The organism is Methanofastidiosum sp. (assembly GCA_013178285.1).
In the GTDB taxonomy this organism is placed as follows: Archaea; Methanobacteriota_B; Thermococci; order Methanofastidiosales; family Methanofastidiosaceae; genus Methanofastidiosum.
Window position 1 is genome coordinate 68069 of record JABLXD010000002.1, and the last position, 22597, is coordinate 90665.

At 34.2% G+C, this 22597-nt stretch carries 30 protein-coding genes; 12 read left to right on the forward strand and 18 right to left on the reverse strand.

The genetic code is table 11. The features are described from left to right. Window positions 1-74 precede the first annotated feature (74 nt). Complete coding sequence (locus HPY60_01890; GenBank protein ID NPV49931.1) at window positions 75-593, forward strand: hypothetical protein; 519 nt, start codon at window positions 75-77, stop codon at window positions 591-593. Window positions 594-611: 18 nt separating this feature from the next. Continuing rightward, complete coding sequence (locus tag HPY60_01895; protein ID NPV49932.1) at window positions 612-1733, forward strand: aminotransferase class I/II-fold pyridoxal phosphate-dependent enzyme; 1122 nt, start codon at window positions 612-614, stop codon at window positions 1731-1733. An 11-nt stretch (window positions 1734-1744) separates the two neighbouring features. On the opposite strand, the gene HPY60_01900 is transcribed toward HPY60_01895, so the two are convergent. Further along, on the reverse strand, window positions 1745-2143 hold the full coding sequence (locus HPY60_01900) for a protease inhibitor I42 family protein (protein NPV49933.1): 399 nt from the start codon (window positions 2141-2143) through the stop codon (window positions 1745-1747). A 123-nt stretch (window positions 2144-2266) separates the two neighbouring features. Then, window positions 2267-4735, reverse strand: a complete 2469-nt coding sequence (locus HPY60_01905; protein ID NPV49934.1) for a DEAD/DEAH box helicase — start codon at window positions 4733-4735, stop codon at window positions 2267-2269. Between the two features lie 43 nt (window positions 4736-4778). Here HPY60_01905 and HPY60_01910 point away from each other — a divergent pair, with 43 nt between their 5' ends. From HPY60_01910 to HPY60_01955, 10 genes are read left to right on the forward strand one after another with little or no spacing between them, the layout of a single operon-like run. Next, window positions 4779-5213, forward strand: coding sequence for an adenylyltransferase/cytidyltransferase family protein (locus tag HPY60_01910; GenBank protein ID NPV49935.1), 435 nt, complete (start codon window positions 4779-4781; stop codon window positions 5211-5213). Window positions 5214-5230: 17 nt separating this feature from the next. Continuing rightward, window positions 5231-6232, forward strand: a complete 1002-nt coding sequence (locus HPY60_01915) for a GTP-binding protein (GenBank protein ID NPV49936.1) — start codon at window positions 5231-5233, stop codon at window positions 6230-6232. Next, on the forward strand, window positions 6219-6707 hold the full coding sequence (locus tag HPY60_01920) for a DUF2124 family protein (protein ID NPV49937.1): 489 nt from the start codon (window positions 6219-6221) through the stop codon (window positions 6705-6707). Before HPY60_01915 ends, HPY60_01920 begins: the two co-directional genes overlap by 14 nt. A 1-nt stretch (window position 6708) precedes the next feature. After that, window positions 6709-7959 (forward strand): YcaO-related McrA-glycine thioamidation protein, encoded by a 1251-nt coding sequence (locus HPY60_01925; GenBank protein ID NPV49938.1) that lies wholly within the window; start codon window positions 6709-6711, stop codon window positions 7957-7959. Further along, the gene (locus HPY60_01930) at window positions 7907-8572 is read left to right on the forward strand and encodes a TfuA-related McrA-glycine thioamidation protein (protein ID NPV49939.1); all 666 of its coding nucleotides are present in this window, start codon (window positions 7907-7909) and stop codon (window positions 8570-8572) included. Before HPY60_01925 ends, HPY60_01930 begins: the two co-directional genes overlap by 53 nt. A gap of 22 nt (window positions 8573-8594) precedes the next feature. Then, window positions 8595-9854, forward strand: a complete 1260-nt coding sequence (hemL, locus tag HPY60_01935) for a glutamate-1-semialdehyde 2,1-aminomutase (GenBank protein NPV49940.1) — start codon at window positions 8595-8597, stop codon at window positions 9852-9854. Window positions 9855-9861: 7 nt separating this feature from the next. After that, a complete protein-coding gene (hemC, locus tag HPY60_01940; protein NPV49941.1) occupies window positions 9862-10758 on the forward strand; it encodes a hydroxymethylbilane synthase in 897 nt (298 codons plus the stop codon). A gap of 4 nt (window positions 10759-10762) precedes the next feature. Next, window positions 10763-12184, forward strand: a complete 1422-nt coding sequence (cobA, locus tag HPY60_01945; protein NPV49942.1) for a uroporphyrinogen-III C-methyltransferase — start codon at window positions 10763-10765, stop codon at window positions 12182-12184. Then, window positions 12162-12674 carry an ECF transporter S component gene (locus HPY60_01950; GenBank protein ID NPV49943.1) on the forward strand — a complete coding sequence of 171 codons (513 nt, stop codon included), beginning with the start codon at window positions 12162-12164 and terminating at the stop codon, window positions 12672-12674. Before cobA ends, HPY60_01950 begins: the two co-directional genes overlap by 23 nt. Window position 12675: 1 nt before the next feature. Then, complete coding sequence (locus HPY60_01955) at window positions 12676-13242, forward strand: hypothetical protein (protein ID NPV49944.1); 567 nt, start codon at window positions 12676-12678, stop codon at window positions 13240-13242. Window positions 13243-13252: 10 nt separating this feature from the next. Here HPY60_01955 and ehbP read toward each other — a convergent pair whose 3' ends face one another. The 16 genes from ehbP to HPY60_02035 all read right to left on the reverse strand — a co-directional run bounded on the left by ehbP (window position 13253) and on the right by HPY60_02035 (window position 22517). Beyond that, window positions 13253-13564, reverse strand: a complete 312-nt coding sequence (gene ehbP / locus HPY60_01960; GenBank protein NPV49945.1) for an energy-converting hydrogenase B subunit EhbP — start codon at window positions 13562-13564, stop codon at window positions 13253-13255. Between the two features lies 1 nt (window position 13565). Next, the gene (locus HPY60_01965; GenBank protein ID NPV49946.1) at window positions 13566-14621 is read right to left on the reverse strand and encodes an NADH-quinone oxidoreductase subunit M; all 1056 of its coding nucleotides are present in this window, start codon (window positions 14619-14621) and stop codon (window positions 13566-13568) included. Then, complete coding sequence (locus tag HPY60_01970) at window positions 14618-15733, reverse strand: hypothetical protein (protein NPV49947.1); 1116 nt, start codon at window positions 15731-15733, stop codon at window positions 14618-14620. The genes HPY60_01965 and HPY60_01970 overlap by 4 nt, the downstream gene beginning before the upstream one ends. Window positions 15734-15804: 71 nt before the next feature. Further along, the gene (locus HPY60_01975) at window positions 15805-16248 is read right to left on the reverse strand and encodes a hypothetical protein (protein ID NPV49948.1); all 444 of its coding nucleotides are present in this window, start codon (window positions 16246-16248) and stop codon (window positions 15805-15807) included. Between the two features lie 2 nt (window positions 16249-16250). Next, window positions 16251-16736 carry a 4Fe-4S dicluster domain-containing protein gene (locus HPY60_01980; protein ID NPV49949.1) on the reverse strand — a complete coding sequence of 162 codons (486 nt, stop codon included), beginning with the start codon at window positions 16734-16736 and terminating at the stop codon, window positions 16251-16253. Next, entirely contained in the window at window positions 16736-17716 is a 981-nt protein-coding gene (locus HPY60_01985) for a 4Fe-4S binding protein (protein ID NPV49950.1), read from the reverse strand. Before HPY60_01985 ends, HPY60_01980 begins: the two co-directional genes overlap by 1 nt. Next, window positions 17716-18105 (reverse strand): 4Fe-4S binding protein, encoded by a 390-nt coding sequence (locus HPY60_01990; GenBank protein NPV49951.1) that lies wholly within the window; start codon window positions 18103-18105, stop codon window positions 17716-17718. The genes HPY60_01985 and HPY60_01990 overlap by 1 nt, the downstream gene beginning before the upstream one ends. 1 nt (window position 18106) lies before the next feature. Beyond that, window positions 18107-18385, reverse strand: a complete 279-nt coding sequence (locus tag HPY60_01995; protein NPV49952.1) for a hypothetical protein — start codon at window positions 18383-18385, stop codon at window positions 18107-18109. Beyond that, window positions 18378-19175 (reverse strand): cation:proton antiporter, encoded by a 798-nt coding sequence (locus tag HPY60_02000; protein NPV49953.1) that lies wholly within the window; start codon window positions 19173-19175, stop codon window positions 18378-18380. The genes HPY60_01995 and HPY60_02000 overlap by 8 nt, the downstream gene beginning before the upstream one ends. Continuing rightward, window positions 19176-19487, reverse strand: coding sequence for a hypothetical protein (locus tag HPY60_02005; GenBank protein NPV49954.1), 312 nt, complete (start codon window positions 19485-19487; stop codon window positions 19176-19178). 3 nt (window positions 19488-19490) lie between these two features. Beyond that, window positions 19491-20960, reverse strand: coding sequence for an energy conserving hydrogenase EhbF (locus tag HPY60_02010; protein NPV49955.1), 1470 nt, complete (start codon window positions 20958-20960; stop codon window positions 19491-19493). After that, entirely contained in the window at window positions 20961-21365 is a 405-nt protein-coding gene (locus HPY60_02015) for a cation:proton antiporter subunit C (protein ID NPV49956.1), read from the reverse strand. After that, window positions 21366-21602, reverse strand: coding sequence for a DUF4040 domain-containing protein (locus tag HPY60_02020; protein ID NPV49957.1), 237 nt, complete (start codon window positions 21600-21602; stop codon window positions 21366-21368). Continuing rightward, the gene (locus tag HPY60_02025; GenBank protein NPV49958.1) at window positions 21595-21882 is read right to left on the reverse strand and encodes a cation:proton antiporter; all 288 of its coding nucleotides are present in this window, start codon (window positions 21880-21882) and stop codon (window positions 21595-21597) included. Before HPY60_02025 ends, HPY60_02020 begins: the two co-directional genes overlap by 8 nt. Continuing rightward, complete coding sequence (locus HPY60_02030) at window positions 21879-22211, reverse strand: hypothetical protein (GenBank protein ID NPV49959.1); 333 nt, start codon at window positions 22209-22211, stop codon at window positions 21879-21881. The genes HPY60_02025 and HPY60_02030 overlap by 4 nt, the downstream gene beginning before the upstream one ends. Then, entirely contained in the window at window positions 22212-22517 is a 306-nt protein-coding gene (locus HPY60_02035) for a cation:proton antiporter (GenBank protein ID NPV49960.1), read from the reverse strand. It abuts the gene before it with no gap. Between the last annotated feature and the right edge of the window lie 80 nt (window positions 22518-22597).

Consider the following 22597-nt stretch of genomic DNA (forward strand, 5'->3'; position numbering starts at 1 on the left):
ATAAATCAAAAATCTAGTGATATTCTGATAAAAAATTAAGAAATTCATTTAAAGATAAGGGCATAATTAAAAACATGGATAAAAAGATTTTATTATTAATAATCAGTTGTATTAGTGCTGCTATTTTAACTTATTTTAATATTCCTTTTCAATGGGGCAATCCAAATCTTGGAACTACACCTGTATCTATTATCTCACTTTTTACGCCTTTAGGAGGAGTTATAACTGCACTTGTCAAGGGCATTAGCTCAACAATTTATACAGGTAGGGTGTATGTTGAAATGGCGGCAGGTATAGGCGATGCCATGATGGCTTTAGTTACATTTTATTTTGTGAAGAAAACTTCTAAAGAAAAAGCTGTGATAGTAGGTCAACTATCAAGATACATATTTACTTCAACTTTTGTTGCAATTTCAATTTCAATTTTTAGAGACAATAATATTGGTGAAATTCCATTAATCTGGTCCAATATGTTTCCCGCTATTACAATATCAATTATTGTAAATGTTGTTGCCACAGTATTATTTTTGAAACTTTTTGGAAATAAGATGGATAATTTCATTTCTGGCGCTTATCAAAAAACATATATCTAATAGTTTATTATTTATTTTATGAAAGTAAATGAATTGGAACTTGAGAGATATCTTGCCAAGTATGAATTTATAGCACCATACCTTTTCTGTACCTCTGATTCGGAATCATTTGATATAAACGAATTATTGAACATGGATAAGGATTATCCAAAAAAGTTTAGCGAATTAAAATTAGGATATGTTGACCCCCAGGGAAGTAAATATTTTAGAGAAGAGATATCGACGCTTTATTCTAATATTTCAAGTGACGAAATAGTCATTCTTTCTGGAGCGGCTGAAGGGATATTTGTAATAATGAATGTACTTCTAGAAAAAAATGACCATGTGATTGTTCAATGGCCTTGTTATCAGCCTTTATATGAAATTCCAATTTCTATTGGGTGTGAAGTTACAAAATGGGAAATGAAAGAAGATAATAATTGGGAAACTGATATGGAGTTTCTTAGAAGGGACATAAAGAATAATACAAAAATGATAGTTATCAATAATCCACATAATCCAACAGGATTTCTTTTCTCAAAAGATGCAATTGCAAAACTAGTTGATATTGCAAACCGTAATAATATCTGGATTTTTTCCGACGAAGTATATAGATTTACCGAGTATGAAGAAAGTGACCAAATTCTAGCGATTGCAGATATTTATGATAAAGGCATTTCTCTTGGCGCGATGTCAAAAGTTTTCGGTTTAGGAGGTCTTAGAATTGGTTGGGCATCTGTTAGAAATAAAGAAGTTTTAAGAAAAATCGTCTCATTTAAAGATTACACTACTATCTGTTGTAGCTCTCCAAGTGAAATGCTTTCAGCAATTGCAATAAGGAACAAAAACACAATAATTGAAAAGAATATGAAAATTATAAAAGACAATCTAAAGTTACTCGATGCATTTTTTGAAAAATACAAAGATCTATTTGAATGGGTAAGGCCTAAAGCCGGTGCAATAGGCTTTCCCAAAATAAAATTTAATATGGATGTTAAAGATTTTTCAAATGATGTTTTGGAAAAAAAAGGTATTTTATTATTACCTGGATTTGTTTTTGGGGATTATAACAAAAATTTTAGGATAGGTTTTGGGAAGAAAAATACTAAAGAGATTCTAGATAAATTTGAAGAATATGTTATAGAAAATTTAATAAAATAAATTAAAAAATATTATTTTATTTTTATTTCAAAAGACTTCTCATCAATTGGGGGAACGCTTTCCCAAGATCGGGAATATGTGAATTGTATATTAGTGTCCGCATTGGATCCAATTACCTTAAATTCGAATATTTCTGTTCCTCCACTTCCTATAAGCTGTGGTTCATCAGCTTTGTATGAAGTGTTGACCAATTCAATTAGATTTTCATCGAAATCTGCATTCCATTGATATCCCGTAGTTGGATTAGAGGTAAGACTGATTTTGAATGTATCCCCTTTTTTTACAGTAATTGGTCCTTTTGTATCTTGGGTATATAGTTGCCCTTGATTTCCAAAGAATGCAAAATATGCAGCAATCCCAAGTAGGATAATAACTATTCCCGCGATGATTATTTTTTTGTTCTTTTCCATAGTATCACCTGCCTAGCAAATACTAGGATAAATGTATTTTTAAATATAGTGATATGGTTCAATATAGTTTGAAGTTTATTTAGTACCACTTATACAAACTTAAATACAAACATAAATAATTTATCATCTTCCAACAATATTTAATATCTCTTTTATTGTAGCTTTTCTTTGTTTTTCCTTACCATAAAGAGTAAATATTTTTTCTGTTGTTTCAAGAGTCCTTATTGCAGAATCTAGCCAATTGATTAAATCAGCGGAAAATATTTTTAATCCGTATTCTTTTCTAAATTCTTCACTAATCCTATGTGGCGATAATTTTGCTTTTCTTAAATCCAATAATCTTTTTCCAATTTCAATTTTTGGACATTTACAATATGGGGCATCTTTGCATCCACAGGAAAAGAATTCAGTTAGAAGATTAATCAAAACTTCTTCGCCATGTTTAGACAGTGCTTCCTTTCTGTTTTGGAAATAGATTTTCTCTAAAGTCGTCCCAGAAAAAAGAGAAGAGGAATCAATTTTTAGAACGGCTTGGAGTTTACTAGTTAGATATGTGTTTGGGAAAGGTAAAGTTTCAAAAATAATTTCCCTTACATCGTCTTTATTAAACTTTTTTATGAATAGTGCATGAGATATTTTGAGAAAGTTTGATGAAACAATTCTGCCAAATTTAGTAATATTAACTTTATCCGCTTTTATTTCTATTAGTCCTTCTTTCTTTAAACTATCAATAAACAAATTATCGAAAGATGGGGCAAATCCCATTTCAAAATTTCTTTTTATTTCGCTAATAGACAAATTTGAAAATGTAGAGATAATAGAAAGTGTTCTCTCCAAAGAAATATCATTGTCATATTGGATATCGACCTTTTCAGATTTGTTATCTAAGAGGTAGAAACAATGCTCTTCTTCTGAAACTTCGCCATATTTCTCTTGTGGATCTATCAAAAGGTAAGCCTTACCTTTATCGTGAAAAGATGGTCTTCCTGCCCTTCCAATCATCTGCTGAAATTCAAATATTTTAAGTGGTTCTATGCCCATTGAAAGAGTTTCAAATACTACTGCAGACGCTGGGAAATCAACACCTGCCGCAAGTGCGGCGGTAGTGACTACAGTATCTAGCTTTCCTTTCCAAAATTTTGTTTCTATTTCTCTTCTCTCCTTAAAGGGGAGGCCAGAATGATAAGCAGCTGCGTTTATCCCTCTAGTCTTAAAGTGTTCAGCTAAGGAATGGCAATTTTTTCGTGAATTTGAAAAAACAATTACTTGTCCCTTATGGCCTTTAGAAGAAACTTCAGAATTCTCTTTCCTTATTATCCTAGAGATAATATGAAGTTTTCCGCCGTGGCCTGAACAAAAAATAACATGCCTCTCTAGGGGAACGGGCCTTTTATCATAACTCACTAGCTCCATTTTAAGTGTTTCAGAAAGATCTTTTGGATTTCCGACAGTCGCGGACAGCCCTATAAACTGTGCTTTTGGATACAACTTGTAAAGTCTAGAGATTAGACTGTCTAATAGGGGCCCTCTTTCTTTATCTTGAAGCATATGAATTTCATCTATTACAACTGTTGAAACTCCATTAATTGTAAGACCAGACCTAAGTATTTGATCAATACCTTCGTATGTTCCAACTATTATGTCTGAATCTAGTGACCTATTGATATCTTTAGGATTCTCAGCTATTCTTGATAATCCCACCCTTAAAGAAACATTATTATTTGGATAATTATCTTTAAAATCTTCGTATTTCTGTAAAGAAAGTGAAACTAGAGGCGACAGATAAAGTAATTTATCGCCCTTTTTGTATCTTGAAAAAAATGATAGCTCCCCTATCAAAGTTTTTCCTGAAGCAGTCTCACTCATTACGAGAAAATTACATCCCTTAAAAAGTCCATTTGCTATGGCTATGGACTGAACTGGAGTAAGTTCATTAATACCTCTTGAGACAAATCTGTCTTTAACTTCAATAGGCATGTCGAGATCAGATATATTGATAATTTTAATGTCAAGAGGGGAAGCATCAATTTTGTCATACATTGTAATTGAAGAATCTTTTGTTGGATCAAACTTAGGATCAAAAACCATCAGGACTCTGTCAACATCAGAATATCTTTTGAGTAGTTTCTCGGCAAGTTTTGTATCTTTTATTCCTTTATAGTTCAAATCTTTTGTAATTTCAGATTTTGCACACAATTCACATATTGGTTCAGAGCGATATGTGTAAGGGGTTCCTTTTGTATTTATTCTATTTTCAATTAGACAGAACCTACATATAGAAATAAAATCATATTTTGCGCCATATGAATTTATCATATTAGTAAATAAGTTCAGTATCTCTTCTGGAAAATGATCTTTTGAGATAAATAGTGTGTCGCTTCTTAGAAGTTTAAGCGATTCTTTAGGCATTAGTATTGTTTCTTTTTCATTCTCAATTTTTCTAAATTTTTTAGGAACAAATCTCTCTCCATCCTGGACAAGGATGAGAATATATTTTGAAATAATTTTTCCATTAAGATACTCTAAAATCTCAACTTCGTCTTTTTTCTTTTTGTTCCTAACAGCAATAAGCATTAAAGAAACCTTTTCCACAATATTTATAAAATAACCTTTTTAATTAAATAAAGGTGTTCCTTTGAAGGTTCTTATAGCAGGCAATTTTGATGTCATTCACCCGGGCCATATCTATTTTTTAAACGAAGGGTCAAAATTAGGAAAAGTTACTGTTGTAGTAGCCAGAGATGAAACTATAAAAAAATTCAAAGGTCGAGCACCGATATTTAATGAAAATGAACGCAAACTAATTCTTGAAAATCTTAAGATGGTTGAAAAAGTAATACTTGGAGATCAAAAAGATTTTTTTGCGCCAGTCTTATCCGAGAAGCCAGACATAATTTTTCTAGGGCCGGATCAATACTCATCATGGATTGAGGAACGTATTAATAAAAGTGGCCTTAATACAAAAATAATGAGACTTGACAAAAGATTACCATATAGTTCAAGTGAACTTAAGAAGAGGTTTTTAAAGGTATACACATTAGATTCTATTAAGGAGACTAAAGACCCATAATTTCAAAGGATTTTCACATGTTCAAAGAAGTACCTCGTATAGAAATAGATGAGATAGTTGATAAAGCATTTAAAAATGCTAAGAAAAAAGCCCTCTCTAGTAAAAAAAATATTAATGAGATGGTCAAAGAAAAAGAATCAATTAGGGTGACCATTGCTGGTGAGAATTTAGCAGAGTCTCTCTATAAAGTTGTAGATAGATACCCTTCTTTTGATAGATTACCTCCTTTCACAAGAGAGTTAATAGACATTATTGTTGGTATCGATAAATTAAGGCACAATCTAGGCGCCGTTTCATTCGCAGTTAATACAATTAATTCAATAAAAATAGAGTATATAAAAAATATTAGAAGGTCGAAGTCATCTCAAGATGCATCATATCTACGAAAAGAGTGTTATGGCAGATACATATCAATCTTAAAGCAGATAGAAAAAAATCTTAAATTTCTAAATAATGCTAGAGACCGGTTAAAAAATCTTCCTTCTATTAATCCTGATTTATACACAGTTGTTATTGCAGGATTTCCAAATGTTGGTAAATCTTCACTACTTAAAGCCCTTACAAACTCTGAACCTGAAATTAACTCATATCCATTTACAACAAAAGGGATAAATGTTTCCTCTTTTAATTATAATAAAAGAAAGATACAGGTTGTAGATACTCCTGGTTTATTAGATAGAGAACTAAGTTTTAGAAATCCAATCGAATTACAGGCCATATCTGCATTAAAGTATCTTGCAAAATTAATAGTATTTGTATTTGACCCTACAGAATCCTGTGGTTACAGTATGGAACAACAATTGAATTTGTACAATGAAATATCTGATAGTTTTATAGGCATTCCTTTTATAAAAGTATTAAATAAAGCAGACTTAAAAGAGTGGGGATTTAAAGAAGGGATAGATGGAATAAAAATATCTGCTCAAGATGGTGCAAATATAGACGAACTAAAAAAGAAGATAGAAGAAATACTTTTCAATTATTTTGAAGAAGAGGTTGATTATTTTGGAAAAAATTGAGGTAGACTCCAAAGGCATAACAGGTTTTTTAAGAACTTTTAAACAGATAGTAGAAGATATTGATAAAGAAAAAGAAATCAAAAAAATTGTTTTTACCGGAAATAAGTTTACATGTACACCTTTTGTCGAACTTTTAACGTATGTTATTAGATCAATGAATAAAGAAATCTTATATGTACCTGCAATTAATCTAGATGAACCATACAAAGTGATTTTGTCTAATGTTGATTGTGATTTTGTTAATGGTGGAGACCCCTTCAATCCTGACTTAGTAGTAATAATGGGAGGTCTTGCTATGAAAGGCGGCCCTGAAATCCAGTCAGTTGAAAAATTTTTGGAAAAAATAGGAAACAATAATAAAAAGATTATTGGTGTTTGTTTCATGGGTATTTTTGAAAAGTCAGGATGGTGTGATGTAATACCATTTGATCATATGATTGATACATTTATGGACAGTTTGATATATAGGAGATAAAATGGAACTAAAAAGCTGTAAGAAACAATACATGAAAGATACTCACAGAGCTATTCCTCCGGAAGACACTTTGAAGATTGTCAAAGAAAAACTTGAGATATGTGGCATTACAAGAGTTGCCGACATAACAGACCTAGATAGGCTTGGGATTCCCGTTTTTTCAGCAGTTAGACCAGATGCATCTTTGGGTTCTGTTTCAGTTTATAATGGAAAGGGCGTATCAAAAACTGAAGCAGAGGTATCTGCAATCATGGAAGGTATCGAAAGATATTCTTCTGAAGTTGATGAAGAGATGATCTTAGATTCTTCAGAATCTGAATTAAAGGGAAAAGTAAATTATTTATCCCCATATGAACTATCCCTGCCCGCCCAAGAAATGTATAATGATTATATCAAGATTGGATGGGTAAAAGGATATGACCTTATAAGAAAAGAGGAAATATATGTACCTGCAAATTCTGTATTTCACCCTTACCCTTTAAAAAGAGACTACCCTCTTTTTAGGACAAATACCAATGGATTGGCTTCTGGAAATACCTTAGAAGAGGCCATATTCCATGGATTGTGCGAAGTTATTGAAAGGGATGCATGGTCTCTTGTTGAAATGAAAAGAACTTTTCCAAAGGATCTTATAATTGAGATAAATGATCCATTGCTTGAAGATTTCCTTAATAGATTTAAAGAAAACGAAATAGAAATTGTATTTAAAGATATTACTTCAGATATTAAAGTTCCTACAATTCTGGCTGCAATTGATGATTTGAAATTAAAGGACCCAACACTTATGGTAATGGGAATGGGAACCCATATAGATCCAAAAGTAGCATTATACCGTGCTATAACTGAAGCTGCTCAATCGAGATTAACTCAAATTCATGGGACAAGAGAAGATACCCAAAAAGCTGAAATGAAAAGAAGGATAGGGTATGACCGCATTAGAAGATTAAACTGGTATTACTTAAACAAATTTGGAATTGAGACAAAAACTTCAGAGTTTTTACTTAAAGCTTCAGATGATATCTTAGAGGATATTAATACATTGATAGATGTTTTAACTAAAAATGGAGTAAAAAGGGCAATAGTTGTTGACCTTACAAGAAGTGAACTCGGAGTACCTGTAGTAAGAGTTCTTATTCCACAGCTTGAACAGTATGGAATTGACAATTCAAGAATAGGCTCAAGAGGGCGGATGAGAGAAGTTGATAAAAATTATTATCTATTTGGGCCCAAGCCTTCCTCTAGAAGAGGCTAAAAAAATCTTATCTTCAGATAATAGAAAAAAAGTTGTCTATGCCCCCCCTATTAGAAGAGGGGATATTCCTAAAGCTGTTTCAGAAGGTTTTGAGGTAATTGGAATAATAGATGGAGTTTTCTTTAGGGAGAGTGCTGTGTCACCAAGAGAGCTAATGGATATTCTTAAATCAAATGTGAAAATATACGGATCTTCAAGCATGGGCGCATTAAGAGCTTCAGAGTTAGATAGATATGGCATGATTGGCATTGGAAAAATCTATCAAAACTACCGGGAAGGAATCTTTAACTCTGATGATGAAGTTGCATTGTCCTTTGATAGCGAGGAATATAATCCAATATCTGAGCCCCTTGTAAATATTAGAGAAACAATAAAAAAGGCTCTTGATGAGAATATTATTACTAAAGAAGAATCAGAAATAATTTTCAAATCTGCAAAAAGTTTGTATTTCCCAGAAAGGCGATGGAACAAAATAATTGAAAATTCAGAAAAATTAATGTGCAAATCCCTTTCTAGTTTTTCTGAATTTATTAAGAAAAATAGAGTTGATATAAAGAAAGATGATGCAATTCTTCTACTAAAAAGAATCGAAGAGGATTCGAAATGGTTATAAGTTTCTATTTAAAAGAATAATCATGAGAAACAACAAAGATCTATTTGAAGAATCTAAAAAATATCTGTGTGGTGGAGTTAATAGCCCAGTTAGAGCAATGAAGCCATATCCGTTCTTTACTGAAAGGGCAAAGGGGGCAATGCTATTAGACGCCGAAGGCAAAAGTTACATAGATTATTGTTTGTGCTATGGGCCAATGATGTTGGGACATAAAAATCCAGAAATAATTGATGCCGTAAAACATCAACTTGAAAAAGGAACTGCATATGGAACCCCTACTGAAAATGAGATTATCTTTGCAAAAAGATTGAGTCAAATCGTGCCAAATGTGGAAAAGATAAGGTGTGTTAGTACCGGTACTGAAGCCACAATGAGTGCAATAAGGCTTGCGAGAGGTATAACTGAAAGAGAGAAGATGGTAAAATTTGATGGGGGATTTCACGGGGCCCATGACGTAGTATTAGTAAAAGCTGGTTCTGGCGTAATGACTAATGCAATCCCAGGATCAAAAGGTATACCAGAAAATTCAGTAAAAAATACTGTTTCCGTACAATTTAATAACATTGAAGCACTGTCCACCGTTATTGAGAAAGGAGATGTTGCAGGGATAATTATAGAGCCAATAATAGCAAATGCTGGCTGCATTATACCAGAGAAAGGTTATCTAAAAGAAGTAAAACGAATTGCAAAGCAGAACGGAACATTGTTGATTATGGATGAAGTTATCACCGGGTTTAGATTAAGTTTAGGTGGAGCTCAAGAATACTTCAAAGTAAATGGCGACATTATTACTATGGGAAAAATAATAGGCGGGGGATTCCCACTTGCAGTTTTTGGTGGAAAAAAGAAGATAATGAAAGAAGTATCCCCAGAGGGTCATGTATATAATGCAGGCACGTTTAATGGAAATCCAGTTTCTATAACTGCAGGACTTAAGACATTGGACATCTTAGAAAGAAAGGATACTTATACAAAAATAACTGAAATGACAAACAAGCTAATGGACGGACTTTCAGATATGACTGCAAAAATGAAAACTGCGTTATACGGAGCTCCGGGAATGTTCTGTTTATATTTTGGTGTTGAGGAAGTTAAAAATTATGAAGATGCAAAGAAATCAGATACTGATATGTTTAAGAAGTTCCACACAGAACTATTAAAAAGAGGGGTATTTTTACCGCCTTCTCAATTTGAATGTAACTTCTTATCTATAGACCATGGAGAGGTAATTGATAAAACATTAGAAAGTATGGATTCTGCGCTAAAGGCAATTAAAAGATGAGGATAAAATGAAACTTATTTGCGGTACAAGAGGATCTAAGTTAGCTTTGACTCAAACTGATGAAGCTATTGAGGATTTATGTAATAAAACTGGGATAGAAGTTGAGAAAAAGATTATAAAAACTAAGGGCGATCAGGTTCTTGATCTTCCCTTGCACAAGATTGGTGGCAAGGGTCTATTTATAAAAGAAATAGATGACGCCCTTATAAACAATCAGATTGATTTTGCTATTCATTCATTGAAGGATTATCCAACTGAGATTCTACCTGAACTTGAAATATGTGCAATAACTAAAAGACGGCCACCATATGACGCTATAATTAGCCTTGAAGAATCTATAGAAGATCTTCCAGAAGAAGCCTCATTAGGAACTTCTTCTTTGAGGAGAAAGTCCGAAATATTTAGAGTTCGCCCTGATTTAAATCTCAAAGATATCAGGGGAAATTTAGATACAAGGATTAGGAAATTGAAAGAAGGCCAGTATGATGCAATAATAGTCGCAGAAGCAGGTTTTAGAAGATTATATGGCGAAATAAATAAAATTGAAGATTACTTTTTTTCTAGAATAAGCGCTGATATTATAATTCCAGCTCCAGGGCAGGGCGCTTTGGCTATTGTATGTAGAAAAGAAGATTCTAAAATAAAAGAAATATTGAAAAGTATCAATGATGAAAAAACAAGGATTGAAACAATGTGCGAGAGACAATTCATGATTGATGTAGGTGGTGGATGTAATCTTCCTGTTGGTGCCCTTTCTTTTATTAATGATCAAGAAATAGAAATCAAAGCTTTTGTAGGTAATTTTGAAGGAACAAAATCAGTAAGGGGAGAAAATAAAGGCAAAAAGGAAGACTATATAAATATAGCTAAGGAGCTTGCTAAGAAAGTCAATATTAGAGAGTGATCTTTTGGTAGTATATATAGTAGGGGCAGGTCCTGGCGATCCAAAGTTAATCACAGTTAAAGCCCTTGAATTGATAAAGAAGGCTGATGTAATACTTTATGATAAACTTGTGAGTAAAGATTTACTTTCCTATTCAAAAAAGGAATGTATTAAGGTATATGTTGGAAAAAAGTCAGAAGGGTCCAGCCAATTCCAAGAGGATATAAATAAAGAACTTTATGATTACGGGAAAGACTACAATGTTGTTGTTAGACTTAAAGGGGGAGACCCTTACATTTTTGGTAGAGGTGCAGAAGAAGCAATGTATCTCTACGAAAGAGGTGTTTCTTTTGAAGTTATTCCGGGGATTTCATCAACTGTTTCATGTCCGATGTATTCCGGCATTCCTCTTTCATATAGAGAATCCAATTCAGCCTTTGCATTTCTAACGGGCCATGAAGCTGAAAACAAGTCATTTAGTATAAACTGGGATAAACTTCCGGATACTCTAATAATTGTGATGGGTATAAAAAATAGAGAAGCAATAGCAACTAATCTAATTAAATCCGGATTTGATCCAAAAACACCTGTTGCAATAATTAAAAATGGAACAACTTTGTTACAAGAAACAACAATCTGTGATTTAAGTACTCTTGGAAAAACTCCCGCTGAACCGCCTTCAGTTATATTTGTCGGAAAAAACGTTAAGTTTAGGGATAAACTTGATTTCTTTGAAAAAAAATTATCATTAATTAAAGGAAAAGAAATTTTTGTCTCTAGAGAAACTGGAGAAGAACTAGAAATTATGAAAAAGATGGGTGCAGAGGTATACGCATATTCACTAATCGACATAATTAATATTGATTTTAAAGTTCCAAATTTATCCGATTATGATGTTATAGTTCTTACAAGTGCGACCGGCGTTGATAGACTTGAAAATATTGATTTGCCAAAGGATAAAGAATACTATACCATAGGGCCAAAAACAGAGGGGAAACTTATTGAAAAGGGGATATATCCGAGAAGGCCCGAAAAATACAACTCGAAAGAACTTGCAAAGTTCATGATATCCGAATTCAAAGACAAAAAAAAGATTTTAACTTTGAGATCAGAGGAAGCCCCAGGATATTTAGAGGATAGGCTAAAAGAGTTCCACGAAGTTACAAGAGTTGATGTTTACAAAGTAAGAACCAGAAATGATATCCCTGACAAGAAGAATTTTGACATTGCTTTTGTATCAAGTTCTTCAAATGCTGATGCTTTTATAAAGATGGGGCTAAAAGCAGATATAATTGTTTCGATAGGGCCTGAAACTAGTAATGGACTATTAAAAAATGGAATAGCCCCCACAATCGAAGCTGAAAATCATACAATTTCAGGTATGCTAGAAGCATTACTTGATTATCTTATTGGATGTGAGAGTCATGGCAAAAATAAAAGATCCTAAAAATATAGGAATAGTTGCAGTATTCTCGGCACTTGCATTTGTTGCAACAAGATTTATTCAAATACCGATACTTCAAACAGGGGGTTATCTCAACTTTGGCGAAGCAATAATATATATCGCAGCCATTTTCTTTGGGCCCTTTGTTGGAGGTCTAGTTGGTGCTATTGGCCCTGCTCTTGCTGATGTTACATCGCCTTATGCTGCCTTTGCTCCTTTCACATTTATAATAAAAGGTATTGAAGGATTTGTAGTAGGTAAGATATCTTCTGGATCTCAAAGCAAAGTCAATAAACTCATAGGAATATTCGCTGGTGGCGGAATAATGGTTATTGGATATTATATAGTTGAAATTATGATATTTTTGATACCTCCTCCAGTAGCACTTATAGAGGTTCCGTTTAATATCTTACAGTTTGTAGTGGGTGGAATAATAGCCATAGTTGTAACAGAAAAATTGAAAAAAAGCGTAGATAGAATAATGTACAGATAAAATGAAAGATAAATCTAGATACCTTGAAGATTTAAAAAAAGTAATTGAAGAAGGAGAAGTAGATTTAAGGATAATCGATACTTTAAATATTTTAAATTCAAAAGATAATTATTACACTACTTCAAGCTGTGCAGGTAGAATGATTCTTATTGAACTTGAAGAAATGGGCGGTAAAAAAGAATCAAATTTTATTTTTAAGAGTCATGAAAAGGTAGATTATAAAGATATTTGGAGAATAATTAACGAATACAGTGGGAAAAATATTCTTTTCTTGATTGTAAACTCTCCAATAATCCATGTAGTTTGCAGAGATATTGACTCTGCAAAGAAATTGATTAGTGTATCTAAAGATTCGGGATTCAAATATTCTTCGATCTTTTCTATGGCAGATAAAATAATTGTTGAAATAAGGTCTACAGAAAAAATGGATGTCCCTGTGGTGAAAGATTTTAAGGCATATCCAAGTGAAGAGTATATAATGATGTTAGTGGATATAGGGAATCAATTAATTGGCAGAATTAAAAATAAGATTGAAAGACTAAACACTAATTTAAGAAGTATAGAATAGAAATAAAAAATTATTTTTTTGTTGTTTTTTTCTTTTTTGGAACATCGTAGTTCATGTCTTTTAGAGTATCAGTCTTTACAAGGGCTTTTACCTTGTCAAGGGCAGAGATTAAAGATTCTTCAGGTTTCATTCTGTAAACAATAATCCCAAGTGCTTCGTAACTTTTTACTACGTCTTCATTGTAGACTGGAATATCAACTTTAATAGGTTCGTCTGTTGGATTTCCAACGATTATATCTCTGTAACCAAGTTTTGCAACATTTTCTACAATGTACCCGCCCATATTCTGGACGTCCTTAGGGAATAGTATAAATTTTGCCATTTTATATCACCGTCAATAAAGATACTACCATTGCAAGGAATCCTAGAGCTGTGAAACCCATCGCAACAGGATAAACTTGTTTAAATGTAAATATTGGTGAAAATGCGGATACTATTGAGAATAATATTGGCATTATCAAGCAAAGTAAGCAGTGTACCAAGAGCAGTGGTAAGTTTAGAGTTGGAGGAAGTCCAATAAACAATGTTATGAAAACGCTTGATAGAACAAATAGAATTGATTCTCTCATTACGTAGTAGCCACCTCTGGCCCAAGCGGCATACTCTAGCGATGGACCTTCAATAACGTCTGATTTGGCTTTTTCAATGCTGAATGGGTACTCATTCAATACCATTATATAACCAATGAAATAAACAAATCCTGCCAACATGCCGGGGAATGTAAATAGAATTGGCTTTAGACTTAATATTTTTTCCAAGTACATTAAATCAATTAACCCACCAGGATAGATAAATGAAGTATCAAATCCTTGGAACTGTATAATATCTGAGAAATTAATTGATTTGACTAAAACAACAGGTACGAACATTGCAAGATATAATGGAAATGAACCTACAGTGATCATCTTAAATGCCCTTAAGACACTCTGTTGCTCAAAGAATCTTCTGTAGTCCCCTTTCATAACGGCTCCTTTTATCTGATCTGCGTAAGGCATTGAAACAGATAAAATTGATCTTGAAAAGCTACCAATTGCCATGAACAAGAACTCAATTACTTTGAGTAAACCAACTACTGCAACAACTGTCCCTAGTGAATTTACAGTGCTCCATTCAGATGTTGTGAATAGAACAGCGAAGAACATTACAAATATTCCTATTATGGGTAAACTGTGGAATAGTCTTGGCATTGGCGAATTTGGCTTAATTTTTTCTTTATATATGAATTTTAAAACTGCCCAAAATCCTGGGGTCAGTATTGGTGGACCTATCCTCTGCTGTATCCTAGCTTGAACTTTTCTCTCAAGCCCAGGAATAAAGAATCCAGTGATTAATGCTGCTAAAGGAATTAGTATTGTAGCAAGTATAAATTCAATCATCATAGTCCCCTCCTAATCAAGCTCTTAACATCCTCTTCAGTGATAATCTTCTCTTTTCCATTTTCAACTACGATAGCCCTGTTAGTGCATGCAAGACATGGATCACAACTTGCCATTGTTAACATGCCATCTGTTAATTGATCTCCTATGCATGCAATCTCCATAGATGCTAAAGCAGTTAGAGTTGGTGTTCTATTTTGATAATTTCTTATCCTACCTGTTTCATCTAGTGCGAGTGAATCATAGATTTCCCCTCTGGGGGCTTCAATATATGAAGTAGAAAATTTCATTTCTTTGAGCTCAAAGTTTCTGTTTGATACTGGCCCAGAAGGTAAAGTTTCAAGTGCTTGTTTAATAATTTTAACTGCTTCAATTGATTCAAGAGCTCTTGCAACTACTCTATCTTTGTTATCTCCATCGTCTAGTACAATAACATTAAAATCAAAGCTCTTGTACTCTTTCATTTTTTTTCTAAGATCTACATCTATACCGCTTGCTCTTCCGGTTGGTCCAGGAGTTGCGTATTTTATAGCTTCTTCTTTAGTTAAAATTCCGCTTCCTTTTACCCTTGACATTATCATTGAATCATTGATGACTCTATTTGCATAATCTCCTATTTTTACATCTAATACATCCAATTTTTTCTTTAGTTCGGACATTCTATATTCATCGATGTCACACCTTGGCCTTACGCCTCCAATTATAGGGACTGCATAATGAACTCTGTTACCAGAAATTATGTATAAAAGATCCATTACATCTTCCCTTAAGGTAAATGCCCTCATACACATTGTTTCATGGCCCAATACTTCCATTGCGTGCGCTAAATAAATCAAGTGGCTATGAAGTCTTTCAAGTTCTGCCATGATTACCCTTATATAATCGGCTCTTTCGGGAACTTTAATTTTAAGACCTCTTTCAACGGCCCTTGTACCGTTCCAAAGATGTATATGTGAACATATTCCACAAATTCTTTCTGTTATAATAAGGCCTTTATGAACAGGCATTCCTTCCATGATTCTTTCAATACCTTTATGGTAAGGGTCAAGAGTAAGTTCACAATCAACAATGACTTCGTCTTCAACAAAGAATCTTGCCCTGTATGGTTCAAGCATTGCAGGGTGTAAAAGCCCTACTGGAACTTCAACTTCTGCCTTTTCTTTTCTATCTTTTTCCCCCACTCTTATCACCTCTCCAACAATAAAGGTATACCAGCTGCAATACCTGCAATAATATCTTCAGGTCTTGCTGGGCATCCGGGTATGTAAGCATCAACGGGTATTACTTCATCTACCCTACAAACTACTTCATCGCTATCTCCAAGTTCCCCGCCAAAATCTTTGAATATACCGCATCTCACTCCACATGAGCCTACAGCGGCAACTATTTTTGGTTCAGGGATAGCCTCATAAATTTTCTTTAAAGGTTCTATTGTTCTTCTTAAAACAGGCCCTGTGACGGCAAGAACATCTGCTTCTCTTGGATTCCAGGTTAGAATAACCTTGTACTGCTCAAGATCGTATCTGGGTGACCATGCAGCATTAGCAACTTCAATGTCACAGCCGTTGCACCCGCCAGTGTAAAAAAGCATGACGTGAATTGCATTTTTTCTTGATATTTTCTTAAACATTTTTACACCTCTTCAAAATATTTTGAGGCATCCTTAGCCATTATATCAATTATTTCCTTTAACTGATCTTCGTTAAGTTTTATTGGCTCTTTTAAGAGCTTAGAAGGATCGGCTTTAAATTCTCCAACTTCCCTTGGATGAATTGCTCCAGGTTTTCCATAGAATGCATAAATAGGACAATTATCGTGACACCAAAAACAGTAAAGACATTTTAGGGGGTCATATTTTGGAGTTTGAGTTTTTGTATATCCTTTCACTATTTGAATTGGTTTATCTAAGGGCACCATTTCTATAGCTTCTACAGGACATATATTGGCGCAGCCTCCACATCCGATACATGATTCATCATTAACGGCTTGAGGATATTTCACCTTACCTTGAAGTATTGAATTTCGGATATCTTTACTTGTTACTCTATCAGATGCAAAAAGTATTCTGAGTGTGTTAACATATATACCTTTTAGAAATATTAAAAAAATACTTTTCATTATTTAGACCTCCCGTTAATAGTTCTGTCTTCAAAATCTGTCTGTACATTTATCGCATAAGCTGGACAAATATTATCACAAGCTCCACATCTAATACATTTGTTCATATCAAAGACAAGCTTTTTTGACTTAACAGAGATTGCGTCTTTTGGACAAATCTTAACACATTGCTCACACATGATACATAAATCATCATTGTAAGTAAGAGTTCCGCCTTTGATTTCTTTATGATCTCTTGTTTTTCTTGGGAGACATTGGACAGGACAGTAAGCGCCACAAGTTTCACACATTACACACTTTTCGAGATTTACCCTAAATCCGTTCAAATCAACATCAATGCATTTTGTTGGACATACTTCTTTACAGATTCCACATTGAATGCATCCTTCGTGCTCTCCCTGCCATTCTCTGTAATTTAATTTAATTGCGTCTTTTTTACAAACTGTGGTACATATACCGCAAACAATACAGTGGCCAGTGAACATCTTTTCTCTTTCATTTTTCTTGATTTTTGTCGGACACGCCTTGACGCATAGATTACAATTAATGCAAGTTACAGTGTCAAATCTAATTCTTCCGCCTTCCCATTTTAAAGCATCAGTTGGACATGCGTCGACACATAACCCACATTGATTACAATAATATAATTTCCTTTTGGAATCCCCTTTATTTATCTTGGGCCTGTGATTTTCTATAACAATTGCATTATTAATACATTCTCTAACGCAAGTATAACAAGAAACACATTTTCCGTAATCTATGAATGAATTTTTTATTGCGCCTACTGGACATACATCCATACATACGTCACAATGTGTACAAACTCCCGGAGTTGCTTCGTATTTTATTGCGTTTGCAGGACAGTAGTAAGTACATCTTCCACCCTTGTCGCATCTCGTTTCGTCTATGGCAATGCTTAATAGCTTGGCTTTATCTTTTGTCTGAATTGGGCCTCCGTCTCTTTCTTTATGCTTTGGCATTATCTTTTCACCTCTTCAATTGACATTGATTCAAGATTAAACCTAAGCTTTCCTTCTACATTGACTCTAGCACCTGTTGGGCATATATCCCTACAAACATTGCACATTGCACATATACCTTCAGGAACTTTTTTATCCTTGTACTTAACCATCTTTATTACGCTTACAGGGCAGTTCTTTTCACATATGGCACATCCAATACATTTTTCCTTGTCTACAATGTACCCGCCATATCTATTCTTGAATATGGCGTCAACAGGACATACTTCCATACATTTTCCACATGTGACACAGCTGAAAGCCTTATCATTAATTATTCTAATACTCTTTGTAGGGCACGATTCAACGCATGCTCTGCTTAGATTACATTTATCATTAGTAATGTACATCTTACTGCCTCCTTATGGCCATTGAGATGAACATTCCAATCACTGTTGAAAAGAATGCTTCAGAGAATCTGATTACATGACCAAATAAAGTCCATTGATAGTCTGGGTATGTGCCCAATGCCATTGCAATTAATATTGCAGCTATTAATATTACCGGATATTTTGCCCTGTTTATTTCTTCAGAGTTGATTTTGTATCCAATAATAATCCCATAAATAAGGCCAAATAATATTGGACCCCATTGATTTGCCAATCCAAGGGCTGCGACTTCGCTACTCATCCCTTCTCGCCTCCATTAAGAACATCGCTATTAGCGAAAGACCTGCCAGAACATTTAATCCTACACCGATATTAAGGTAAGGCAGAACTCCAGGGTGTGTTGGATCGGGGTAATCAAGGAAATTATCCCATCCAAATGCACCAACGTGGATTATATCGTATGGATCAACACCAGTATTGTACAGATAGAATCCAGACCCATGATAGTATGTGGTTACTACAAGTCCAACGACTCCTGTAAGCAAGAATATCAATGCCCCAATAGTGGATAGATTCACAAGATATCTATGGGTAAATCTTAGTGGAGTTTTCTTAAGTCCATAAATTACAACAGTTAAGAAATATCCAGTAGCTATAACTGACCCCCCGGGGAATCCTCCTCCCGGGGTAATGTGACCACCAAGGACGATTGTTACTCCAAATGCCACTAGAAGTAAAGCCAATGGAAATGCCATTAATCTCTGTATTACTGTAGATTTATCTGTCATTTCTGGAGTTTCTTTTTTCTTAAATCCTTTTAGTGAACCCCATCCAAATACCACAGTTGTTGTTATAACTGCAGTTATAAGAATAAAAGTTTCTCCCAATGTATCGTATCCTCTAAAATCAAAGAGGATGACTGTAATAACATTAGGTGCAATATTACCGCTATACAAATTGTAAAGGTGACTCATTCCAGGTATTACATAATCACTGAACTGGTAAAGAGTTCTCAATATAACAAATGAAGCTATAATTAGAGATACTCCGGCAATTATGTTTCTTCCTTGTTGGTAATCAGTTGTTTTCACTTAAATCCCTCCCAAGAATACTATAAATAGAACTGCAAGAGTTAGGGCCACATAGAAAGAAGACAGATTAATGGAATCAGTATTTTCTTTCTCTACTTTGAAAACTGTTGGTACTGTGAATAAAATTCCGGCCAAAAGTATTACAGCGCCGAATCCCAATATAGTTGAATTTGCTGTTCTCAAAATCATTATTGCCCCTATTAGGAGAAATGATAACATTAGGAATTCTGATGTAAGGGCACTTCCAATGCCCATCCCTTGTCCTTTATCTTTCATCTTCTCATGGAATATTTCGTATACTTTATCTAACAATTATCACACCCCCAAGGAAACAACAAAATTGTATATAGGATCATAGATCATATGTGGGAACAATCCTATTGCAAGGCACGCTAGTATTAGTACTACTATAATGGCTTTGAACATATTTCCTCTTACCTCAGGATCAAATTCGACTTTTGACCCTGGTTTCATGAAAATCATGTAGAATGCCTTAATTATTGCTACAAATGTTGCTAAACTCAATAATATGATTAGTATAGCAAGTTCAGGTGCTCCTGCTTGAGTTGCAGCTTGGATTAATCTCCATTCGCTTTGATATGAATTAAATGGTGGAACTCCAGATATAGCTAGAGTTGCTAATAACATCACAAATCCAACTAAAGGAACTACTTGTAGTCCTTCTCCAAGTTCATCTAATTTTGTTGTTTTGAATTTATCATAGACAAAACTTGCAACAAAGAATAGAATTGCCATGCTTAAAACATCATTTACTGCATGGAAAATACCTGCTGCGATACCAAATGTAGTTCCAAGGCCTAAACCTATTCCAACAAGCCCTGCCTGAGATACTGCTACAAATGATAGGAGCTTTCTGAGTTCAACTTGCTGCAATGCCATAACAGATCCTATTACGACTGTAAATATGGCAAATCCCAACATTACAGATTTTAGGAGGGCAAATCCAGAGAAAACTCTGAAGAGAATTATGGCCATAGCTACAAGTACTATCTTAGATTGAACTTGCAGTAATGCAGATATTTCAGGTTTTGCATTTTCATACATATTGGATTTTATTATGTGAAATGGGAAAAGACCTGATTCATATAGCCATCCTAAAGTCAATAGCGCTGCTGCAGAGAGTCCAATTGGATTTAATGCTCCGCCCGCTTTAATGGCGTTTGATAAGTCTGTTATATTAAGAAGTCCGTATGAACCTAACAGAAGAGCTATACCCAATAATATTGAGGCTCCTGAAATTGTTCCGAAAATCATGTATTTGAATCCTGCTTTGAAACTTTTTGTTTCTTGAACTGCAATTACAAGAGCTACTTGTGCAACTACTAAAACTTCAGTGAAAACGAAGAAGTTGAATATATCATCAGCCAATACTATAGCACTAGTTGAAGCCAAACTAATGAAAATCATGGCTATATATACTCCTGAAACCATCTTTTTATTGATAACCATTAGAACGCTAAATCCTGTAAGAACTGTCAAAACTAGCATTAATATTTTCTGCACCGTTCCATAAGAATACACGATTCCCATGTAAACTTCAGGTATTAACAACTTTGATATTTCAGGGAAACTACCCGTCCTAAGGTGACCACTAAATAAATGCACACCATACAAAGTAACTATGGGTACAAAGACAAATACTACCAAAGATACTATGGAAATAAACTTTACTGATTTATCTTTTTGATGAAGAAAGTTTACAACTATAGCCATTATAAGTGGAAGTACTACCATTAATGGGATCAAAGTACTATTGTTTAACATTTATTCGTCCCCCTCAAACATTTTTTGAACACTTAACGTGTGGTATTTATGATATAAAACGACTGCAAGTGCCAACATTACTGAAAGTGTAGATGCACCGATAACAATATTTGTTAGAACTAATGCAAAGGGGAGTGAGTATGAAGCATTGCTAGCAAATTCTCCAAACTCCAACAAATGTGAATAGTTTGATGGTGTGGCTGTGGCGTGGAAATGGTGCATAACTTCAGGAATAAATCCACCCGGCCTGTAACCAATACTAATTAAAACTAGATTGACCCCATCACCGATTAGATTTGCACCAATTATCTTTTTTAGGATATTATCCATCATTAAAAGTGCCCATAAACCCGTTACAACCAGTATTCCTGCTGTAAGGAATGAACCTACTTGAAATGGTTCCATTTATTCATCCCTCCCTTGTGTCGTTTTGTACAAAGCTACAATGAAAAGACCCGGCAGTAAAGCAGCACCTAAAATTGCTTGTACTGCAGCTACGTCTGTGGCAAGTAAGAAATGGAATATTGCCGCTAAAGAAAAACTTTCAAAAGCTAGAATAATAATGCTCTTGTAAAGATTTTCCTGGATTATTGCCATTAAGGCTGACAAAGCTACTGCAAATAATAATATATAATCAAACATAATCCTCTGCCTCCGTTAAATCTGCCCAAGAGATTGAATGAACTGCAAATGGCATTAGGAAAAAGTGCGCCAATGCGGCTAAAATTGCCACAGGGTTGCCAAGGAAGATAATAACAAGAATGCAAACAACATCCATAACGCCTAAAATATGAAGTCTTGCATATACTATGTTTTTTCTCTGTCCAAATCTAAAAAGACCTAAAGCGACACCTATTAATCCCATTCCTGCAATTAAATAGAAATAAGGGAGTATTAGTTCCATATAAGAATATACGTTCATTCTGCAATCCCTCCTCTGAAAAATCTTGAGATGATCAATGTTCCTACTGGGCCAAGTAGAAGTAAATAAATTGCGATATCAGAAAAGTAAGGAATTTCATACATTTTGCCTACGATCATAAAACCCGTAGCTACACCAATTTCAGCAGCACTTGCACCTGCAAGTGAATTACATACTCCTCTGAAAGTCGTAACTCTAAGGCCTGAAAGAATAGCAACGCCTAGCCCTATAAGCATAACATAAACATAGTAATCTTTAAGTTGAAGATAATGGCCGACAACTAAAATTATGGCTAAAATCAGTACCAATAAAATATTATTTTTGTTCATTTAATCCTCCACCATCTTTTTTATCCACCCCTCAAAAGGAATAACATCCTTTTGGCTTCTTGGGGAAATAACAGCTACAAGCAATTTCTGCTTTTCTGGAAAGATATCAATCGTTAGAGTTCCAGGGGTAAGGGTTATACTATTGGCAAGAATCGTCATAGATACAGGCCTCTTAAGAACTGTATCGATTTCCATTACGACAGGATCAATTTTACCATTAACACATTGAATAAAAACGTCTCTTGCTGAAACAATGATATAATATACCAATCCTATAAAATAGACAATACCCCAAAATGGTCTCATAGCTTTGCTCATTTTTACACCTTCAGGAATTTGAGTAAAAGGTTTATTTATAGTTTATAAATGTTTCGTCCATCGTTAAT